The sequence below is a fragment of the Psychromonas sp. MB-3u-54 genome (assembly GCF_002836415.1).
In the GTDB taxonomy this organism is placed as follows: domain Bacteria; phylum Pseudomonadota; class Gammaproteobacteria; order Enterobacterales; family Psychromonadaceae; genus Psychromonas.
Genome location: NZ_PJBP01000117.1, coordinates 1 through 17,166, shown reverse-complemented (window position 1 = coordinate 17,166; position 17,166 = coordinate 1). Strand labels below are relative to the sequence as shown.

Sequence of the window (17,166 nt, the reverse complement as noted above, 5' to 3'; positions counted from 1 at the left end):
AAGGTAAAGACCTTTAGCCGTACGCTGTTAAAGGTCTTTTTAAGATGCTGTTAAAGGTTTTTTTAAGATTTTCTATTGGCAGCAAGGTGAGCCAAGCTTATCAGTGCTTGTTTATATTCATTGTCCGGAATGAGACTAATGGCTTTAATGGCTTTATCTGCTTCCTCAAGTGCACGTTTTTTTGTGTACTCTAATGCATTTGTATCATGCAGTGCCTGCATTATCTCATCAAAATTCTGCATACCATTGCCTGTTTTAATGGCCTCTTTGATAAGGGTCACCTGTTTTTTATTGCCCTGTTGAATCGCATATAAAAGCGGTAAGGTCGGTTTTCCTTCTGCCAGGTCATCTCCGGTATTTTTACCCATCTCGGTCGCATCGGAGTTATAATCCATGACATCGTCGGTTAACTGGAATGCCGTCCCAAGGTATTTCCCGTAATTGAGTAACGCCGTTTCAACTTCCGCAGACTGCTCTCCTAATACGGCGACAAGTTGTGTTGCCGCTTCAAAGAGTTTGGCGGTTTTGAAGTAGATAATATCCATATATTTTTTTTCAGTGGTGTCTGGATCATTACAATTCATTAACTGTAAAACTTCACCCTCAGCAATAATATTGGTTGCCGAAGATAAAATATCCATCACTTTTAAATTACGCAGCTCGGTCATCATCTGAAAAGAGCGGGTATATAAAAAATCGCCGACTAATACGCTTGCTGCTGAACCAAATACCGCATTTGCTGTTTTTTTGCCGCGGCGCAGATCTGAGTCATCGACGACATCATCGTGCAGTAAGGTTGCCGTATGAATAAATTCAATAATTGCGGCAAGTTTGGTTGCCTTTTGATCATGAATACCCAGGGCTTTTGCTGCTAATATGGTAATTAAGGGGCGGATACGTTTACCACCGCTATTAATAATATAAAAACCCAATTGATTAATTAAGGCGACATCCGAGCTTAATTGTTCCGTGATCAGTTTATTAACCTGATTCATTTCAGTTGCAGAAATACGCTGAATTGTGTTTATATCCATGGTCCTAAAAGTCCAAATAGCCATTCTTAAAAAGAGTGCTATTATTGCCGTTTATTAGATATATCTCAACTGCTTAAACTAAAAATTATCCTGCTTCTCATAATCTCGAGCACTATTGCACATAATGATTTATAAATTAGCCGTTTTTTCCGTTACGGGAATTGCCTGTTATTCGAAAAAACTGATCCCATGGCAGCTTAAATATCGGCTCAGGCGGTTTTGTTTTTTTTCGATACTTTTGTATTTTAGCGGGTTAATTTATGCCTTAATTAAATTGAAATATTTTAGTGAAGATCGTTGCCAAAAATAGTTATTTCCCGTAGAATCCGACACCATTGAAATTAATATAAGTGTGCTCTCGATGCAACATTTCGAATGAAATAGCACGAGATGCCTGAACGGAGTAAGAAACATGTACGCTGTTATCCAGAGTGGTGGCAAGCAACACCGTGTAGCTGTTGAACAAACTCTTCGTTTGGAAAAACTAGATGTTGAAGCTGGCGAGACTGTAGAATTTGATAAAGTTCTTTTAGTAGCAAATGCAGAAGACGTTAAAGTTGGTATTCCATACGTTGAAGGAAGTAAAGTTACTGCTGAAGTAGTAGCTCACGGTCGTGGCAATAAAATTAAAATCGTTAAATTCCGTCGTCGTAAGCATTCGCGTACAACAGCGGGTCATCGTCAGTGGTTTACTGAAGTTAAAATTACTGCAATCAACGCTTAATTAGGAGTTATTAAAAATGGCACATAAAAAAGCTGGTGGTAGTACTAATAACGGTCGCGATTCGGAAAGCAAACGCCTTGGTGTTAAGCGTTTCGGTGGCGAATCAGTTCTAGCGGGTAATATTCTTGTTCGTCAACGTGGTACTAAATTCCACGCTGGTATTAATGTTGGTATCGGTAAAGACCATACTCTTTTTGCTAAAGCTACAGGTGTAGTTAAGTTTGAAAAGAAAGGTCCAAAGATGCGTAGCTTCATTACTATCGTAGCTGAATAATTTCAGTCTTGACGAAAGAGTTTTAAAAGCCTCGCTGATGCGGGGCTTTTTTTTTACCTTAAATAATATTTTAGACTGTACTTATCTCTATTTACATATAAAAATGTGATCTATGTTCAATAGAAATGAGTATAATTATAGTTTATACAATCCAACGATGGTGTTGGTGTCTTGGAGGTTGGAATGAAGTTTGTTGACGAAGCAAAAATAAAGGTTGATGCCGGAGATGGTGGCAACGGCTGTATCGGCTTCCGTACAGAAAAATATATCCCGCGTGGCGGCCCAAATGGCGGCGATGGCGGTGATGGCGGTGACGTTTACCTGCAGGCAGATGAAAATTTAAATACCCTGGTCGATTTTCGTTTTGTGCGCTTTTACGATGCTGAGCGTGGCGAAAATGGTCAAACACGAGACTGTACCGGATCTCGAGGCCAAGATAAAATTATTAAAGTACCCGTCGGAACACGCAGCCGTGATGCTGATACCGGAGAAGTTCTTGGCGATTTAACGCGTGATGGACAAAAGCTAATGGTTGCCAAAGGCGGCTTCCACGGTTTAGGAAATGCACGTTTTAAAAGTAGTACTAACCGTGCCCCTCGTCAAAAGACCGACGGCACGCCGGGCGAAGTGCGTAACCTGCTTCTAGAGTTATTGTTGCTTGCCGATGTTGGTATGCTTGGTCTGCCTAATGCCGGCAAATCAACCTTTATCCGCAGTGTTTCAGCGGCAAAACCAAAAGTGGCGGATTACCCGTTTACGACCTTAGTGCCAAATCTTGGTGTGGTCAGTATGGGCTATGGACGCAGTTTTGTGATTGCAGATATTCCCGGGTTAATCGAAGGAGCATCTGATGGTGCGGGCCTTGGTGCACGTTTCCTACGTCATTTAGAGCGTTGCCGTGTATTATTGCATATGATCGATTTATTGCCTGCAGATGGCAGTGATCCGGCAGAAAATGCACTGGTTATTATTCAGGAGCTTAGAAAACACAGTCCTAAACTTGCCTCTAAACCGCGTTGGTTAGTGTTTAACAAAACCGATCTTCTGTTAGAAGATGAAGCTGAACTCGTGATGGAGCGTGTTAAGGAAGCACTTGAATGGGATGGCCCTGTTTATAAAGTGGCTGCCATTTCAAAAACGGGGACAAATACCGTTTGTCGCGATGTTGTTGAATATTTAGAAGAGTTACCGGCTGAATTTACGCCAGAAGAAGAGCGTCAACAGGTCGAATTCCAGTGGGATGATTATCATCAGACGGCAATAGAAGATGCCGATGAAGATGACGACGATTGGAGTGAAGATGATGAGATGATGGAAGTTATTTACACAAAAGAGTAAGTTCCCATCTCGGTTTGAAATTTAAAGCCCCACTTTGGTTTTTCCGAAGTGGGGCTTTTTGCTGTTTATTATTTAGGGCTTTCAGACTTAAATACGAACATTTATTGTCATGATGAAGTGTGCGTGGTGATTTTTTGTAACAAAGTTAAAGGGTCTACCACCGAGGTGCTCCGCGTAGCGCGGAGAAAAGACCAGTGGCAACCGACATAAGTTATCATTGTCCCGGGCTTGCTAAGCTAAATATTTTTTTGCCTGTTGTGCAACACATTCTAACTCATCTAACAGCTCAAGTAACTCCGGCTCTAATAACTCGAGTGTGATACCTTGTTTTAACTCATTCTCAATAAGACAGGTAATCTTTTTAAGTTTAGGCACCCCGCTATAACTGCAGCCGCCATGAAACTTGTGAATGATTTGGGCAAAGTGCAGTGTGTCAATATCTCCGTGCAGCGCTTTATTAACCTCAATTTTTATCTGGCTAAACTCAGTAATTAACATGCCCAGCAATTCCTTGGCAAGTGTCTCTTTACCGGCGGACTGTTGCAGCGCAAGGGGCCAGTCGATAGAGAGGTTTTTCTGCGTAAATTTAACCCTGGGTGTTAATCTGGGCAGTAAGGATTTGCTGTCCATCATTTTAGCATCGGGAGTCCATTTATTAATCATCTGCTGCAGGGCAATTTCGTCAATGGGTTTAGGCAGGCAATCATCCATACCGAGCTGCAAAAACTGGTCTTTTTCGCCTGGCAATGCATGCGCTGTCACCGCAATAACAGGGGTTTTGTAATTGATTTCTCCGGCTTTTATTTGCAGGCAGGCACTAATACCGTCTAACACCGGCATTTGGATATCCATAAAAATAAGATCAAAGTGATGACGTTTAGATTGTTCAACGGCTTGCTGGCCATTAATACAGGTTGTAACATGGTTCGCGCGATCCGCCAGCATGACGGCCATCAATTTCAAATTAGCAGAGTTATCATCCACTACCATGACATTGATATCCTTACTAATAAATATCGGTAAGGCCTTATGACGGATGATTTTGTTAAGCGCTTTTTTATCGGAAATAAGAGCATTAGCGAAATTTTTGTGATTTATCGGCTTACTTAAACAGTGCGAGACTCCCGTCGCCATCAATGTCTCATAAATGCTCGGATCGCTAGAATTGACCAGTATGATAATATTCTCGCTAAATAATTTAGCTTGTTTAATATGCTTAAAAAGGGGGTGTAAGTTCTTAACGTGGCTGTATCCGATAACAATGCTGTCGTAATGTTTATTTAATAACTGCTGCCATTGTTGCTCTGTTTTTGCCAATAAAGATTGGGTTTTCCATTCACTGAGCAGTTGTGTACAGGCTCGTGCGGCATATTCGTTGCTCTCAAAAACTAATACCTTTTGTTTTTCCAAACGATTAAGCGCTATATTACTGAATGCTGCCCTGGCACTTTTTTCGAGGACAATAGTAAAGCCGAAAGTCGAACCTTGCTCAGGAATGGATATTAATTCGATCCGACCCTGCATCTCTTTGACCAGTTTTTGAGTGATCACTAAACCTAATCCAGTACCGCCATATTGACGTGTAATACTGGTATCTGCCTGACTAAAGGCTTTAAATAACTGTGCTTGCTGTTTTTTTGAAATGCCAATGCCAGAATCTGAAATCATCATTTTAAGTGTTATTTTGTCATCAATATCGGTCTTATTTTCAATGCATTGAATTTGTATTTTAATATTACCTTGTTCGGTAAATTTAATCGCATTACCAATTAAATTGGTCAAAATTTGCTGCAAACGCATCGCATCCCCAAATACTTGATGGGGTACTTCGGGGTCAACGATCAGACTGAGTTCAATATTTTTCTCATGGACGCTGGGTGCAAGCAGATGGATCGTTTCATCGATGCAGTCTCGTAAATCAAAGGGGATGTGCTCCAGCGTTAATTTACCCGCCTCCAATTTAGAAAAATCAAGAATATCATTGATGATATTAAGCAGATTTCCGGCTGAGCGTTCGATGGTCTGCAGATAATCAATTTGATTGGTGGTGAGTTGTGTTTTTAGGAGTTGTCTGGCAAATCCAATCACACCATTAAGCGGCGTGCGTAATTCATGACTCATATTAGCTAAAAACTCAGATTTAACCAGTGCCGCTTGTTGTGCCTTTTTTTTGGTTATATCAAGCTCAATATTTTGTATTTCCATCTGATCCAGTGTTTCCCTTAATTCACTGGTCGCCAAATCAATGCTGTCCTGCATCTCTTCATGATGTTTGGACATCGCCACAGCCATCTCATTAATACCTAGTTGTAATGAGGCAATCTCGCCAGAATAATCACCTTCTACCCGCGAATTTAAGCGCCCTAAACTAATCTTCTCAACCACTGATACCATTGCAGAAATGGGGCCGATAATTCGTTTTGCTTGTCCGAACGCCAGCAGTATACTGCCTAAAATACCTAATAAAACCACCCCAAATGACAGGGCGGTATCACGGTAAAGCAGTAGGACAATTTCATCAGTATTCACTTCCAGTGCGATATAACCCATTGTTCTTGGGGTTTGCTCAAAGGTTGACGGGTATTCTAAAAAATGACTTTCATCAACGATTGGGCTGCGAATTATTATGCTGTCTTTATGGTGTTGAACGTCGGTTAAGAGTGGGATTTCTTGACCCTTTTTGAGTCGTAACAGATCAAAATTGCGGTGGTAATTACTGGTCACAAAAAGTTGGTTTTTGGTATCAAAAATAGCAATACTTTTAATCATAGGGCTGTTTTTACGGTGCGTTGAACCAATCAGACGCCTTAGAATAGTTCTGGTTTCATCCTGTATGCCGTATTCGCTGGCGATCGCCAGTGGCTCGCTGATGTTAATGGCGCGATCGATTAAAAAATCATTCGCTTGTTGATAACGATGGAAAGAAAAGTAACTCGCTAATATGCCACCGATTAAAATAGTCGGTAGAATAGTAAAGGCAATTACTTGTGCTCGAAGTCCGTATTTTGTCATAGGTTACATTTCTAAAATGAGTGGTAATAGCAAAGCCATCAAATATTGAGCCACAAAACACAATCAGCGCATTAATCAATTTTCTATAAATGAATGCTTTTATTTTTCATTGTGTGACAATAGCTTTATCGATAAATATCAGTCTATGATCGCATAGCTTACTTAACCTGTGAATTACTTATGGCCCAGTTCTTTAAAGCATCACCCACAAATAGTATCAAAAATCACATTTTAAAAAACATAAAAGTTGAAAAGTTAGACCACCGGGGACGTGGTTTAGCCTATTTTCAGAATAAACCTCTTTTTATTGATGGGGCGCTTGCAGGTGAATTACTTGAGGTGCAAATTGTAGAAAGTAAAAAACGCTATAGCAAAGGCAGGATTCAAAAAGTCCTCAAGGCCAGTGAGTTAAGAATGACTGCTGCTTGTCCCCATTATCAGGAATGCGGCGGCTGTAATTTACAGCATCTAAGCCAAGCGGCACAGATCGAGATGAAATCGAATGGACTATTATCCTTATTTCAACGTTTTGCTAAGCAAGTTCCGCAACAACTTGAAAAACCAATCATTGATAAGGCATGGGCATATCGCCGTACTGCGCGTTTTGGTTTACAATTTAATAAAAAAAATAAACAGGTAGAAATGGGCTTTAGGCGCGCCCAAAGTAATGACCTTATCAACCAAAAAGTTTGCCCGGTATTATTACCGGAATTAGAATGTTTAATTGCGCCGCTTAAAATATTATTAAACAGCCTACAATGCAAAGCCCATTTAGGGCATGTTGAGCTGCTTTACGCAGATCAAGGTGCGGTGGTTTTATTACGCCATATGAAAAGCTTAAGCAGCCCGGATCTGCAACTAATAACGGCTTTTTCAGCGCGACAAAAAGTGAACTTTTTTGGACAGGCTTCCTCTAACCAGTCTGTTTGTTTGGCCGGTGAGGCGCAATTAAGTTACCGCTTGCCGGAGTGGGATTGCTCGCTCAGTTTTACGCCTAACGATTTTTTACAGGTAAACAGTGATATTAATAAAAAAATGGTCAGTCAGGCGCTGCAGTGGCTCGCTTTAGAAAATACCGACAGCGTCTTAGATCTTTTCTGTGGTTTAGGTAATTTTACTTTACCGATCGCGCGCCAGGTTGAATCGGTTGTGGGGATTGAAGGGGTTCAAAACATGGTGGATCGTGCAACGGCCAATGCACAGTTAAATAATTTACAGAATGCCTCCTTTTATCAAGCCGACTTAAGCGGCGAAAATATTATCGAGCAGGAATGGGCCAAACAAAGCTTTAATAAGGTTTTATTGGATCCGGCACGCGCCGGCGCCTTAGATTGTTTAGCTTTTATAGCACAAAAAAAACCATCGCATATCCTCTATGTATCCTGTGATCCGCTGACCCTGGCCCGGGATAGTCAAGTGTTGCTTGATAAAGGTTATAAGCTGGATAAATTAGGTCTGTTAGACATGTTCCCGCAAACCGCTCATATGGAATCGATGGCACTTTTTACCGGTTAGATTTTTTTAATTTTTTTGGAGTTTCGTTTAATGGTTTCAGTCAGAGATACACATTTTTATCAAACCGCGCAAAAAAACCCTAAAAAATGGGTCACTACGTTAGGGTTAAGTAGCTCAGATCAAAGCAAATTATTAGAAAATTACGAAAAAATTATCGCTTTGTGCCTGAACAGTGAGCAGCATACCCTGTTGGAGTTAGGGACGGAGATGGTTGAAATCCTGGTCACTTTAAACATGGACATGGATACCTTAAATGCCGCCCTGATCTTCCCCCTGCTTGACCATCAAATTATCACTCAGGAACAAGTTAATGAGTGGTGGCCTAAACGTGTTGCCAAACTGGTTAAGGGGGCCACGGATATGGAAGGTATTCGCGCACTGCAAAATCAGGGAGGGCAGAGTAACAATGCTGCACAAGTGGATAACTTGCGTAATATGTTACTGGCGATGGTCGAGGATGTCCGTGCCGTTGTTATTAAACTGGCTGAACGGATTTGTTATTTACGGCAGATAAAATCGGCCGATAAAAATAAAAGGCTGTTAGTTGCCAGTGAAATATCCTCGATTTATGCCCCGCTGGCAAATCGTTTAGGTATCGGGCAGCTAAAATGGGAATTGGAAGACTTATCCTTTCGTTATTTAGAGCCTGAAATTTATAAGAAAATAGCCAAACAGCTTGCTGAAAAGCGCATTGATCGTGAACATTATATCGAAAATTTTGTTAATACCGTAAAGGAATCTTTGCAGGAGATGGATGTTGAAGGGACAGCCTACGGGCGTCCCAAACATATTTACAGTATTTACCGCAAAATGCAGAAAAAGAATTTACAGTTTGAAGATCTTTATGACGTACGTGCGGTACGGGTGGTGGTTGAAAAACTGCAGGATTGTTATGCGGCTTTAGGTGCAATCCACACTAAGTGGCGCCATATCCCCAGTGAATTTGATGATTATATTGCCAATCCTAAAGCGAATGGCTACCAATCTCTTCACACCGTCGTATTAGGTCCGGAAGGCAAAGCGGTTGAGGTGCAGATACGGACTCAAAAAATGCATGAAGATTCCGAATTGGGGGTTGCTGCTCACTGGAAATATAAAGAGGGCAGTGCCGGTGGAAAGGCCTCCAGCGGATATGAAGAGAAAATAGCCTGGCTGCGTAAAATACTCGCCTGGCAGGAAGATATTGCCGACAGTGATGATTTAGTTGATGAAATTCGCAGTCAGGTTTTTGATGATCGGGTTTATGTTTTTACCCCTAAAGGGGAAGTGATTGATCTGCCCGCGGGCGCGACACCCCTTGATTTTGCCTATTACATACACAGTCAGGTCGGACACCGCTGTATTGGTGCTAAAGTCGCTAACCATATTGTGCCTTTCACTTATCACTTAAAAACCGGTGATCAGGTTGAAATTCTCACTCAAAAAGAACCTAATCCAAGTCGGGATTGGCTCAATCCTAATTTAGGTTATATTAATGCCCCGCGCGCCAGAAATAAGGTCTCATCCTGGTTTAGAAAACAAGATCGTGAAAAAAATGTCCAGGCGGGACGTGAGTTATTAGAAACTGAACTGGCTAAACTGAAACTGAAATTAAGTGATCTCCCCCCTGCAATCGCACGTTTTAATCTGAGCTGTGTCGAGGATATTTTTGCCGGTGTTGGCAATGGTGATTTACGTATTAATCAGCTGCTAAACTTTTTGGATGATTACCATCACCAGCAAACATTAGCAGAACAGGATCAGGCGGCGTTAGAAGCCTTAGCGAAACGCAGTAATTCCTTTGTTGCTAAACCCGTTGGGGATAATATTACGATTCAGGGTGAAAGTAATTTATTGCACAGTATTGCCCGTTGTTGCCAGCCAATTCCCGGAGAGCCTATTGAGGGCTATATCACCCAAGGGCGAGGAATTTCAGTGCATCGTAAAGCCTGTGAGCAATTGGCCGACTTGCGGGAGGCTAATCCGGAAAGGTTGGTTGAAGCGTCCTGGGGGGATGCTAACTCGTCAGGTTATTCATTAACACTTCGTCTGGAAGCCTTAGATCGCAGTGGTTTGTTAAAAGATGTCTCGACGTTATTATCTAATGAAAAAGTAAATGTATTGGGGGTTAACAGTATGACCAATGTTAAAACTCAGACTGCCATTATTGATCTTGATTTAGAAATACATACCAGTGATAACATTGCCAAGATACAAAATAAAATTAAACAATTAAAAGATGTTCTACAGGTGCGACGTTTGTAGTTAATGCCCCTGCGCGCAGGGGGATTAATTGATATTCGGCTGATAGAACGATTATGACACTGCTCTATCGCCATGGTCCCTTTATTGCTTATCTGCTAAAAGCTGGCCTAAGATTTTGTTTTTTGTTTTTTATACCTGGAAGATAAAAATAATCCCAAAAGCACCAATAAAGAGTATAAATAAAGGGGGTAGGAGCCGGCGTATTGATAGGGGGTTTGCCCAAAAGCTGGCTGAATTTTTTTACTCAAAACAGCGGCCACATTAGCCGGTAATCTGCCCAGTTCATTGCCCGAGCCATCGAAAATGGCGGTTACGCCATTATTGGTCGAGCGTAAAAGCGGGCGGGCAAACTCTATAGCGCGCATTCTTGCTATCTGTAAATGCTGATCCGGTCCAATCGAATTACCAAACCAGGCATCATTACTGACGGTTAAAAGGACCCCGGTTTTTTCGCCGATATTTTTACGTAACAGTTCAGGAAAGGCTATTTCATAACAGATCGCGGCGGCGATAGAAACCTGTTCAGTTTGTAAGTTATTTTGTAGTTGCGCACCTCGCTGGAAACTTGACATAGGTAAGTTGAAATAGGGGGCAAGTGGACGTAATAAGTGCTCGAAAGGAACAAATTCTCCAATCGGCAGCAGGTGGTGCTTTTGATAGCGATTTCCACTTTGTAGTGAATAACCTGGTTGCTCGCTTAATGGTTGCTTAGATAGTTGTTGATTAGGTAATTGCTGCCTAGGTAGTTTTCCCAGGGTAATAATACTGTTGTAATAACTGTCGGTTTTTGATTCATAACCAATGATTCCCGTCATTAGGGTTTTATTTTTTGCCGCTAAGTCAGCCGATAAAGGCTGCAGAAATTCCTGCACATTAACATCTAATGCGGCGATAGCGGATTCCGGCCAAATTATCAGCTCGGCTTGGTCGTCCAGTCCGGTTTCACTGAGTGTCAAATACTTCTGCAGGGAGGGGGATAAATATTCTTTTTTCCATTTTTGGTGCTGATCAATATTACCCTGCACCAGTGAGACATTTAATTCGGGTTGTGCTGTTGTGTATTGCTGTTGTTGTAAAATAAAACCACTTATCAACAGAGCACTGATTACCGATAGGCTTAAGCCGATTTTTTGTTTCTGAATAAGTAAAGTCAGTGCGCCGCAGATAACCATGATAGCAAGGGTGATACCTTGTACGCCTAATACGGGTGCGAAGCCGACTAAAGGAGTATCTGCATGACTGTAGCCCAAATATCCCCAGGGGAAACCGGTTAGGACATAACCTCGAAGCCAGTCTGAAATTAGCCAGAAAACGGGGATCAGTAAAAGATAACGCTGAGTATCAGACACCCCTAATAAGCGGCTGCTCGCCCATAGGGCAAGGCTCGGATAAATTGCCAGATAGGCACATAACAATACAATTAAAAGCGCACTGACAATTTTTGGCATGCCGCCATAGAGATCCATGCTGACATAGATCCAACACAGGGTTGCAATTAAGCTTGATATGCTAAAAATAAAGCTGACTAAAAAATGACGTCGGGTGCTTTTTTGTAATTGTTTCTGTAAAAGAAAGAAACCAACAAAGGTGGGGTAAATCACCCACCATTGCTCAAAAGGGGCAAAAGCAAAAACCTGAAGAGCACCTAAAATAAAGGCAACAAAAAGTTGTCCGTAAAGATGCTTAGTTAAATTATTCAGTTTTTTGATCAAAACAGGATCACTCAATATTGCTTAATTCTTTCGGAATCAGTACCTGTAGTTGTATTAAGCGGCGTTTTTCACTAATAGTGACTTTGAATTGATGCTCATCAATAGTGATTCTTTCACCGCGGCGGGGAAGGTGGCCTAATTCATGGATAATAAAACCGGCAACGGTATCTTGTCCTTCAATATCAAATGAGGTGGAAAAAAAATTATTAAATTTATCAATGGATGTCATGGCATTAACCACATAAGTTCTTTTGCCAATCTGACGGATATCATCCTCTTCCTCATCGTCAAATTCATCTTCAATTTCACCCACTATCACTTCTAAAATATCTTCAATGGTCACCAGCCCTGACACACCACCATACTCATCAACGACAATCGCCATGTGATAACGTTGGCTGCGAAACTCTTTTAATAAAGTTCCTAAGCGTTTACTTTCAGGAACAACGACGGCTTCCCGGAGTATATCTTCAATTTTAAACTCATTTTTTTCACTGCTAAAACCAAATCGAATCAGATCCTTGGCCAGCAGAAGACCCACTATATGGTCTTTATCTTCAGTTATCACCGGGAAGCGTGAATGTGCGGAGTCGATGATTTTCGGCAGAAATTGATCAACGCTTTGATGCAGACCTAAGGTGGTCATTTGTGAACGCGGGATCATAATGTCACGCACCCGTAATTTTGAGACATCTAAAACGCCTTTAATCATCTCCCTAGTTTGTTGGTCAATGATCTGGCGCGATTTAGCACCTTGAATCACATCCAGTAATTCTTGCTGAGTTTGTGGCTCGCCCTGGAAAAGATTACTAATTTTATCGAATAGTCCTATTTTATCTGATGATGTTTGTGCTTTATCGTCGGGCATTAATTTTATTTACTCTTTTTCACTTAAGTAAGGATCTGTAAAACCAAGTTCGGTTAACAGTTTTGTTTCTAAACTTTCCATTTCAACGGCTTCTGCTTGATCAATATGATCATAACCGAGCAGATGCAGCGTACTATGAATAGACATATGAGCCCAATGCGCAGTTAACGTTTTGCCTTGCAGCTTGGCCTCATTTTCCACCACCTCTTTACAGATTATCAGATCACCCAGTAATGGCAAGGTCAGCCCGGGGGGATTTTGAAAGGGAAAAGCGAGTACATTGGTTGGTTTATTCATATTTCGATATTGGTGATTTAGCTGCATGATTTCATCGGGATCAACAATGCGCACAGTTAATTCTGCTTCTTCCTGATGACTGTTCGAACCCCCTAAGATAGCCGCTTTAATCCATTTTTCAAAGGATGACAGTATTGGGAGGTCATTAGGATCAGAGCAGGCAATTTGTAAATCGACATATAATTGCATTATTTTTTTTCCACTTTAGCGTCTTTTATTTCTGCGCTGTGCTCAAAGGCTTCATAGGCTTTAACTATTCGAGCAACAACCGGATGGCGCACTATGTCATCAGCCAGGAAGAAATTAAAACTGACTTCCTCAACATTCGCCAATACCTCAATCGCATGGCGTAAACCCGATTTTTGATGGCGTGGTAAATCAATTTGGGTGATATCACCGGTAATAACCGCTGTCGAGTTAAAGCCGATTCGGGTTAAAAACATTTTCATCTGTTCAATAGTGGTATTTTGGCTCTCATCCAAAATAATAAAGGCATCATTGAGAGTACGGCCGCGCATATACGCCAGAGGGGCTATTTCAATAACCTTTTTTTCAATGAGTTTTTCTACTTTTTCAAAACCAAGCATTTCGAACAGTGCATCATAAAGAGGGCGCAAATAGGGATCCACTTTTTGTGATAAATCCCCGGGTAAAAAACCTAATTTTTCACCCGCTTCAACCGCGGGACGGGTCAAAAGAATGCGTCGTACTTCCTGGCGTTCTAAAGCTTCAATCGCACAGGCGACGGCTAAATAGGTTTTACCCGTTCCGGCAGGACCTACGCCAAAACTAATATCACTCTTTAATATATTGCTCACATAGTTAGTTTGATTTTCACTGCGCGGTTTAATAATGCCGCGTTTGGTTTTAATGGTCAGACTTTCAGTGGATGTCTGCTCCGTGGATTTTACTTCTAATAAACGGTGAGTCGAGATAAGGTTTTGCAGGGCGAGATGCACGTCATCTGCCGATAAAGAAGGTATTTTACCTTTGACAGGCAGCGTCTCCAGATATAATTCCTGTAAAAGTTCTGTGCAGGCTTGGGCATAACGATGTTCGCCAATAATTCGAATATTTTCGTTTTTATAAATTATTTCAAGCCCTAAGCGACGTTCTATCTGTTTGATATTGTCATCAAATGCGCCACATAATATCGCTAAGCGTTTTATGTCGGCAGGTACTAAATCAAGATAGACGGTAGTCAGTTTTGTAGTCAAATTGGTTAAACCTTAAATTAAGCAGTTAAATAATTTTTTGCAGGAAAAGCCTAAAGCTTCCGCCTGTTTTTCAGAGTCCCCTAGGGAGCTGTTGAAAGTATCAATCTTGATCAACTTTATATCAATAAAACTAACCTATTAATAGGGTTAGTTTTATTGATTAAGCCAATTAGGCGGGAATATAGGTATCAACAACTGATTTGTTTTCATGTTTGTTAACAATATCACTCGGGCGAATTGATTCACGGAGATTCATTTCTGCTTCTCCACGGATGAATTTCCCACGGATTGAGTTAGTATGAACTTCCGTTATTTCGACATCAACAAATCCGCCAATGGTACGATGGTCACCTTCAAAGTTAACAATACGGTTGTTTTCGGTACGACCGCATAACTCCATAATATTTTTACGTGAAGGTCCTTCAACTAAAATACGCTGCACGCTACCGACCATTTTCCGGCCAATGCCCTGTGATTGCTGCTGAATTCTGTCCTGTAGAATCGCCAGGCGCTGCTTTTTAGTTGCAAGAGTAACATCATCGGGCATATCGGCCGCGGGCGTACCCGGACGCTGGCTATAAATAAAGCTGTAGCTGGTATCAAAATTGATATATTTAATAAGATCCATGGTTTGCTCAAAATCGTCATCGGTTTCATTCGGGAAGCCGATAATAAAATCAGAACTGACGGTGAGTTCCGGACGAACTTGTAATAAACGCGCGATTTGATCTTTGTACTGCGCCACGGTATGACCACGTTTCATTGCCGCTAGTATACGATCTGAACCTGCCTGCACCGGTAAATGTAAGAAATTGACCAGTTCAGGTGTATCTTCATAGACAGCGATAATTTCATCGCTAAAATCAATGGGATTACTGGTGACGTAGCGCAGGCGATCAATACCATCAATAGATGCGACAAAACGTAACAGTTCAGCAAAACTGCAGGTATCACCATCATAGGTTGCACCAAGATAGGAATTTACATTTTGACCTAACAGGGTTATTTCACGCACACCCTGCTCAGCTAACTGCGCAACTTCTAATAGTACATCATCGAGCGGACGGCTGACTTCTTCACCACGGGTGTAAGGCACAACGCAGAAAGAACAATATTTTGAACAGCCTTCCATAATAGAGACAAAGGCGGTTGCACCATCGGCTTTCGGCTCAGGTAAAGAGTCAAATTTTTCAATTTCAGGGAAGCTGACATCAACCACAGTGCCTTTGTTTTCTTGTACTTCTTTTATCATTTCGGGTAAACGGTGTAAGGTTTGCGGACCAAAAACAATATCCACAAAAGGCGCGCGCTGGCGAATCGCTTTGCCTTCCTGAGATGCAACACAACCGCCGACACCAATCACCAGATTGGGTTTGTTAACCTTTAATTTTTTCCAGCGACCCAGCTGGTGGAAAACCTTTTCCTGGGCCTTTTCACGGATAGAACAAGTATTTAATAACACCACGTCCGCATCTTCTGCATGCTCAACTGAGATATAACCGTTTGTTGAATTTAGAAGGTCGGCCATTTTTGATGAGTCATACTCATTCATTTGACAACCCCAAGTTTTGACGTGTAATTTCATGCTCATAATATATTGGCTCAGACTATGGATCTAAAAAAGAGGTCGTATTTTACGCACATCAGGTCGATCATGCTACTCTTTGTTTTTTTCCTTTTTTTTGCCATTACTAATATTAATAATATCTCGAATTTTATGATTTTAGGGATAGTTTAAGTACAATTAAGATAGCGCTTTAAAGAGATACAACGGAGAGAATAAGAATGCAGCAGAGAGAAATGATTGTCATCGGTGGGGGGATGGTGGGGGCCTTAAGTGCGTTATTGCTCGCTAATCAGGGCGTTTTTATCCATATAGTGGAGAAAAGCCCCTGCATGACACCCGCGGCTAACGCACCCTTTGATTTACGCGTGTCAGCTTTTAGTGCACAGAGTAAACGTTTGCTTGAACTTGCCGGGGTGTGGCAGCACCTTCCGCAAAACCGTTTGTGTGCTTATCAGGGATTACAAACCTGGGAAAAGGGCAGTCAAAAGCTGAAATTTGACAGTCAGGAGATTGGTATAAATGCATTGGGTTATATTGCAGAAAACAACTGGGTGCAGGCGGTCTTATGGGAAGCCTTAAAAAAACTTCCGAACGTCAGCTGTTACGAAAACAGAGAAGTTAAGCACATTGATAATTTGGATAACAGCGTGGTGATCAGTTTAGATAATGAGCAGCAGATTGAAGCTGAGTTATTGATCGCCTGTGATGGGGCTAATTCAGCTGTCCGTCAGCTGCTGGATATTGGTATTACTGCTTGGGATTATCGCCAGGAGTGTATGTTGATAACGATCAAAACCGATTGCCCGCAGCAAAACATTACCTGGCAGGAGTTTCGTGAAACCGGCCCCTGTGCTTTTTTGCCGCTTGCCAAAAACAATGCCAGTTTAGTTTGGTACCACAACCCGCAAAAAATTGGCCATTTAAAATCACTCTCCAATGCGCAGTTAAAAGAGGTGATTAAAAACGAATTCCCGCCTCTGGATTTTGACTTTGAGGTCGTTGATAAAGGGGCTTTTCCGCTTACCCGCCGGCATGCGCAATCTTATTTTAAAGGCTCATGCGTTTTACTGGGTGATGCCGCTCATACTATTAATCCTCTGGCGGGCCAGGGCGTCAATCTGGGTTTTAAAGATGTTGAGTGTTTAGTTAATTTATTACAGCACAGTTCTGATTTGCCAATGCCAACCTTGTTGAAACGTTATCAGTGGCAACGTAAACCGGCTAATTTATTAATGCAAAGCGCAATGGACGTGTTTTATAAAGTAAGTAAGACTGACCTTGCCCCGGTGCGTTTAATGCGCAAAGGTATATTAGGATTGGCGCAGAAAAGCGGGCCACTTAAGAATAAAGTCATGAAATATGCG

The 17,166-nt window shown here is 41.6% G+C and carries 13 protein-coding genes; 6 read left to right on the top strand and 7 right to left on the bottom strand.

The window, feature by feature from the left end:
* Positions 1 to 62: 62 nt before the first annotated feature.
* Positions 63 to 1,034: an octaprenyl diphosphate synthase gene (gene ispB, locus CXF72_RS06695; protein WP_157823203.1), complete on the bottom strand. Its 972-nt coding sequence runs from the start codon at positions 1,032 to 1,034 to the stop codon at positions 63 to 65.
* A 412-nt stretch (positions 1,035 to 1,446) separates the two neighbouring features.
* Between ispB and rplU the strand changes: the two genes are divergently transcribed.
* From rplU to cgtA, 3 genes are all read left to right on the top strand, one after another.
* On the top strand, positions 1,447 to 1,758 hold the full coding sequence (rplU, locus tag CXF72_RS06690; RefSeq protein WP_101037954.1) for a 50S ribosomal protein L21: 312 nt from the start codon (positions 1,447 to 1,449) through the stop codon (positions 1,756 to 1,758).
* A 16-nt stretch (positions 1,759 to 1,774) separates the two neighbouring features.
* On the top strand, positions 1,775 to 2,032 hold the full coding sequence (rpmA, locus tag CXF72_RS06685; RefSeq protein WP_011768939.1) for a 50S ribosomal protein L27: 258 nt from the start codon (positions 1,775 to 1,777) through the stop codon (positions 2,030 to 2,032).
* 183 nt (positions 2,033 to 2,215) lie between these two features.
* Positions 2,216 to 3,370 (top strand): Obg family GTPase CgtA, encoded by a 1,155-nt coding sequence (gene cgtA / locus CXF72_RS06680; protein WP_101037952.1) that lies wholly within the window; start codon positions 2,216 to 2,218, stop codon positions 3,368 to 3,370.
* Positions 3,371 to 3,601: 231 nt separating this feature from the next.
* Here cgtA and barA read toward each other — a convergent pair whose 3' ends face one another.
* Positions 3,602 to 6,382 carry a two-component sensor histidine kinase BarA gene (gene barA, locus CXF72_RS06675; RefSeq protein ID WP_101037950.1) on the bottom strand — a complete coding sequence of 927 codons (2,781 nt, stop codon included), beginning with the start codon at positions 6,380 to 6,382 and terminating at the stop codon, positions 3,602 to 3,604.
* A 180-nt stretch (positions 6,383 to 6,562) separates the two neighbouring features.
* Here barA and rlmD point away from each other — a divergent pair, with 180 nt between their 5' ends.
* Together rlmD and relA are read left to right on the top strand one after the other, a co-directional pair.
* Positions 6,563 to 7,897: a 23S rRNA (uracil(1939)-C(5))-methyltransferase RlmD gene (gene rlmD / locus CXF72_RS06670; RefSeq protein WP_101037948.1), complete on the top strand. Its 1,335-nt coding sequence runs from the start codon at positions 6,563 to 6,565 to the stop codon at positions 7,895 to 7,897.
* A 30-nt stretch (positions 7,898 to 7,927) separates the two neighbouring features.
* Entirely contained in the window at positions 7,928 to 10,141 is a 2,214-nt protein-coding gene (gene relA, locus CXF72_RS06665) for a GTP diphosphokinase (protein WP_101037946.1), read from the top strand.
* 107 nt (positions 10,142 to 10,248) lie between these two features.
* Here relA and lnt read toward each other — a convergent pair whose 3' ends face one another.
* The 5 genes from lnt to miaB all read right to left on the bottom strand — a co-directional run bounded on the left by lnt (position 10,249) and on the right by miaB (position 15,826).
* A complete protein-coding gene (gene lnt / locus CXF72_RS06660; protein WP_232784901.1) occupies positions 10,249 to 11,868 on the bottom strand; it encodes an apolipoprotein N-acyltransferase in 1,620 nt (539 codons plus the stop codon).
* Positions 11,861 to 12,721, bottom strand: coding sequence for an HlyC/CorC family transporter (locus tag CXF72_RS06655; RefSeq protein WP_101037944.1), 861 nt, complete (start codon positions 12,719 to 12,721; stop codon positions 11,861 to 11,863). Before CXF72_RS06655 ends, lnt begins: the two co-directional genes overlap by 8 nt.
* Positions 12,722 to 12,730: 9 nt before the next feature.
* Positions 12,731 to 13,207, bottom strand: a complete 477-nt coding sequence (ybeY, locus tag CXF72_RS06650) for an rRNA maturation RNase YbeY (RefSeq protein ID WP_101037942.1) — start codon at positions 13,205 to 13,207, stop codon at positions 12,731 to 12,733.
* A complete protein-coding gene (locus tag CXF72_RS06645; protein WP_101037940.1) occupies positions 13,207 to 14,235 on the bottom strand; it encodes a PhoH family protein in 1,029 nt (342 codons plus the stop codon). Before CXF72_RS06645 ends, ybeY begins: the two co-directional genes overlap by 1 nt.
* A 169-nt stretch (positions 14,236 to 14,404) precedes the next feature.
* The gene (miaB, locus tag CXF72_RS06640; protein WP_101037938.1) at positions 14,405 to 15,826 is read right to left on the bottom strand and encodes a tRNA (N6-isopentenyl adenosine(37)-C2)-methylthiotransferase MiaB; all 1,422 of its coding nucleotides are present in this window, start codon (positions 15,824 to 15,826) and stop codon (positions 14,405 to 14,407) included.
* 194 nt (positions 15,827 to 16,020) lie between these two features.
* Between miaB and CXF72_RS06635 the strand changes: the two genes are divergently transcribed.
* The coding region (locus tag CXF72_RS06635) for an FAD-dependent monooxygenase (protein ID WP_101037936.1) at positions 16,021 to 17,166 on the top strand (1,146 nt) is incomplete at its 3' end.

Bases quoted from the DNA above. Each gene is read 5' to 3' on its own strand.
- miaB (WP_101037938.1), bottom strand. From the start codon at position 15,826: ATGAGCATGAAATTACACGTCAAAACTTGGGGTTGTCAAATGAATGAG.
- ybeY (WP_101037942.1), bottom strand. From the start codon at position 13,207: ATGCAATTATATGTCGATTTACAAATTGCCTGCTCTGATCCTAATGAC.
- rlmD (WP_101037948.1), top strand. From the start codon at position 6,563: ATGGCCCAGTTCTTTAAAGCATCACCCACAAATAGTATCAAAAATCAC.
- relA (WP_101037946.1), top strand. From the start codon at position 7,928: ATGGTTTCAGTCAGAGATACACATTTTTATCAAACCGCGCAAAAAAAC.
- CXF72_RS06655 (WP_101037944.1), bottom strand. From the start codon at position 12,721: ATGCCCGACGATAAAGCACAAACATCATCAGATAAAATAGGACTATTC.
- ispB (WP_157823203.1), bottom strand. From the start codon at position 1,034: ATGGATATAAACACAATTCAGCGTATTTCTGCAACTGAAATGAATCAG.
- cgtA (WP_101037952.1), top strand. From the start codon at position 2,216: ATGAAGTTTGTTGACGAAGCAAAAATAAAGGTTGATGCCGGAGATGGT.
- rpmA (WP_011768939.1), top strand. From the start codon at position 1,775: ATGGCACATAAAAAAGCTGGTGGTAGTACTAATAACGGTCGCGATTCG.
- rplU (WP_101037954.1), top strand. From the start codon at position 1,447: ATGTACGCTGTTATCCAGAGTGGTGGCAAGCAACACCGTGTAGCTGTT.
- barA (WP_101037950.1), bottom strand. From the start codon at position 6,382: ATGACAAAATACGGACTTCGAGCACAAGTAATTGCCTTTACTATTCTA.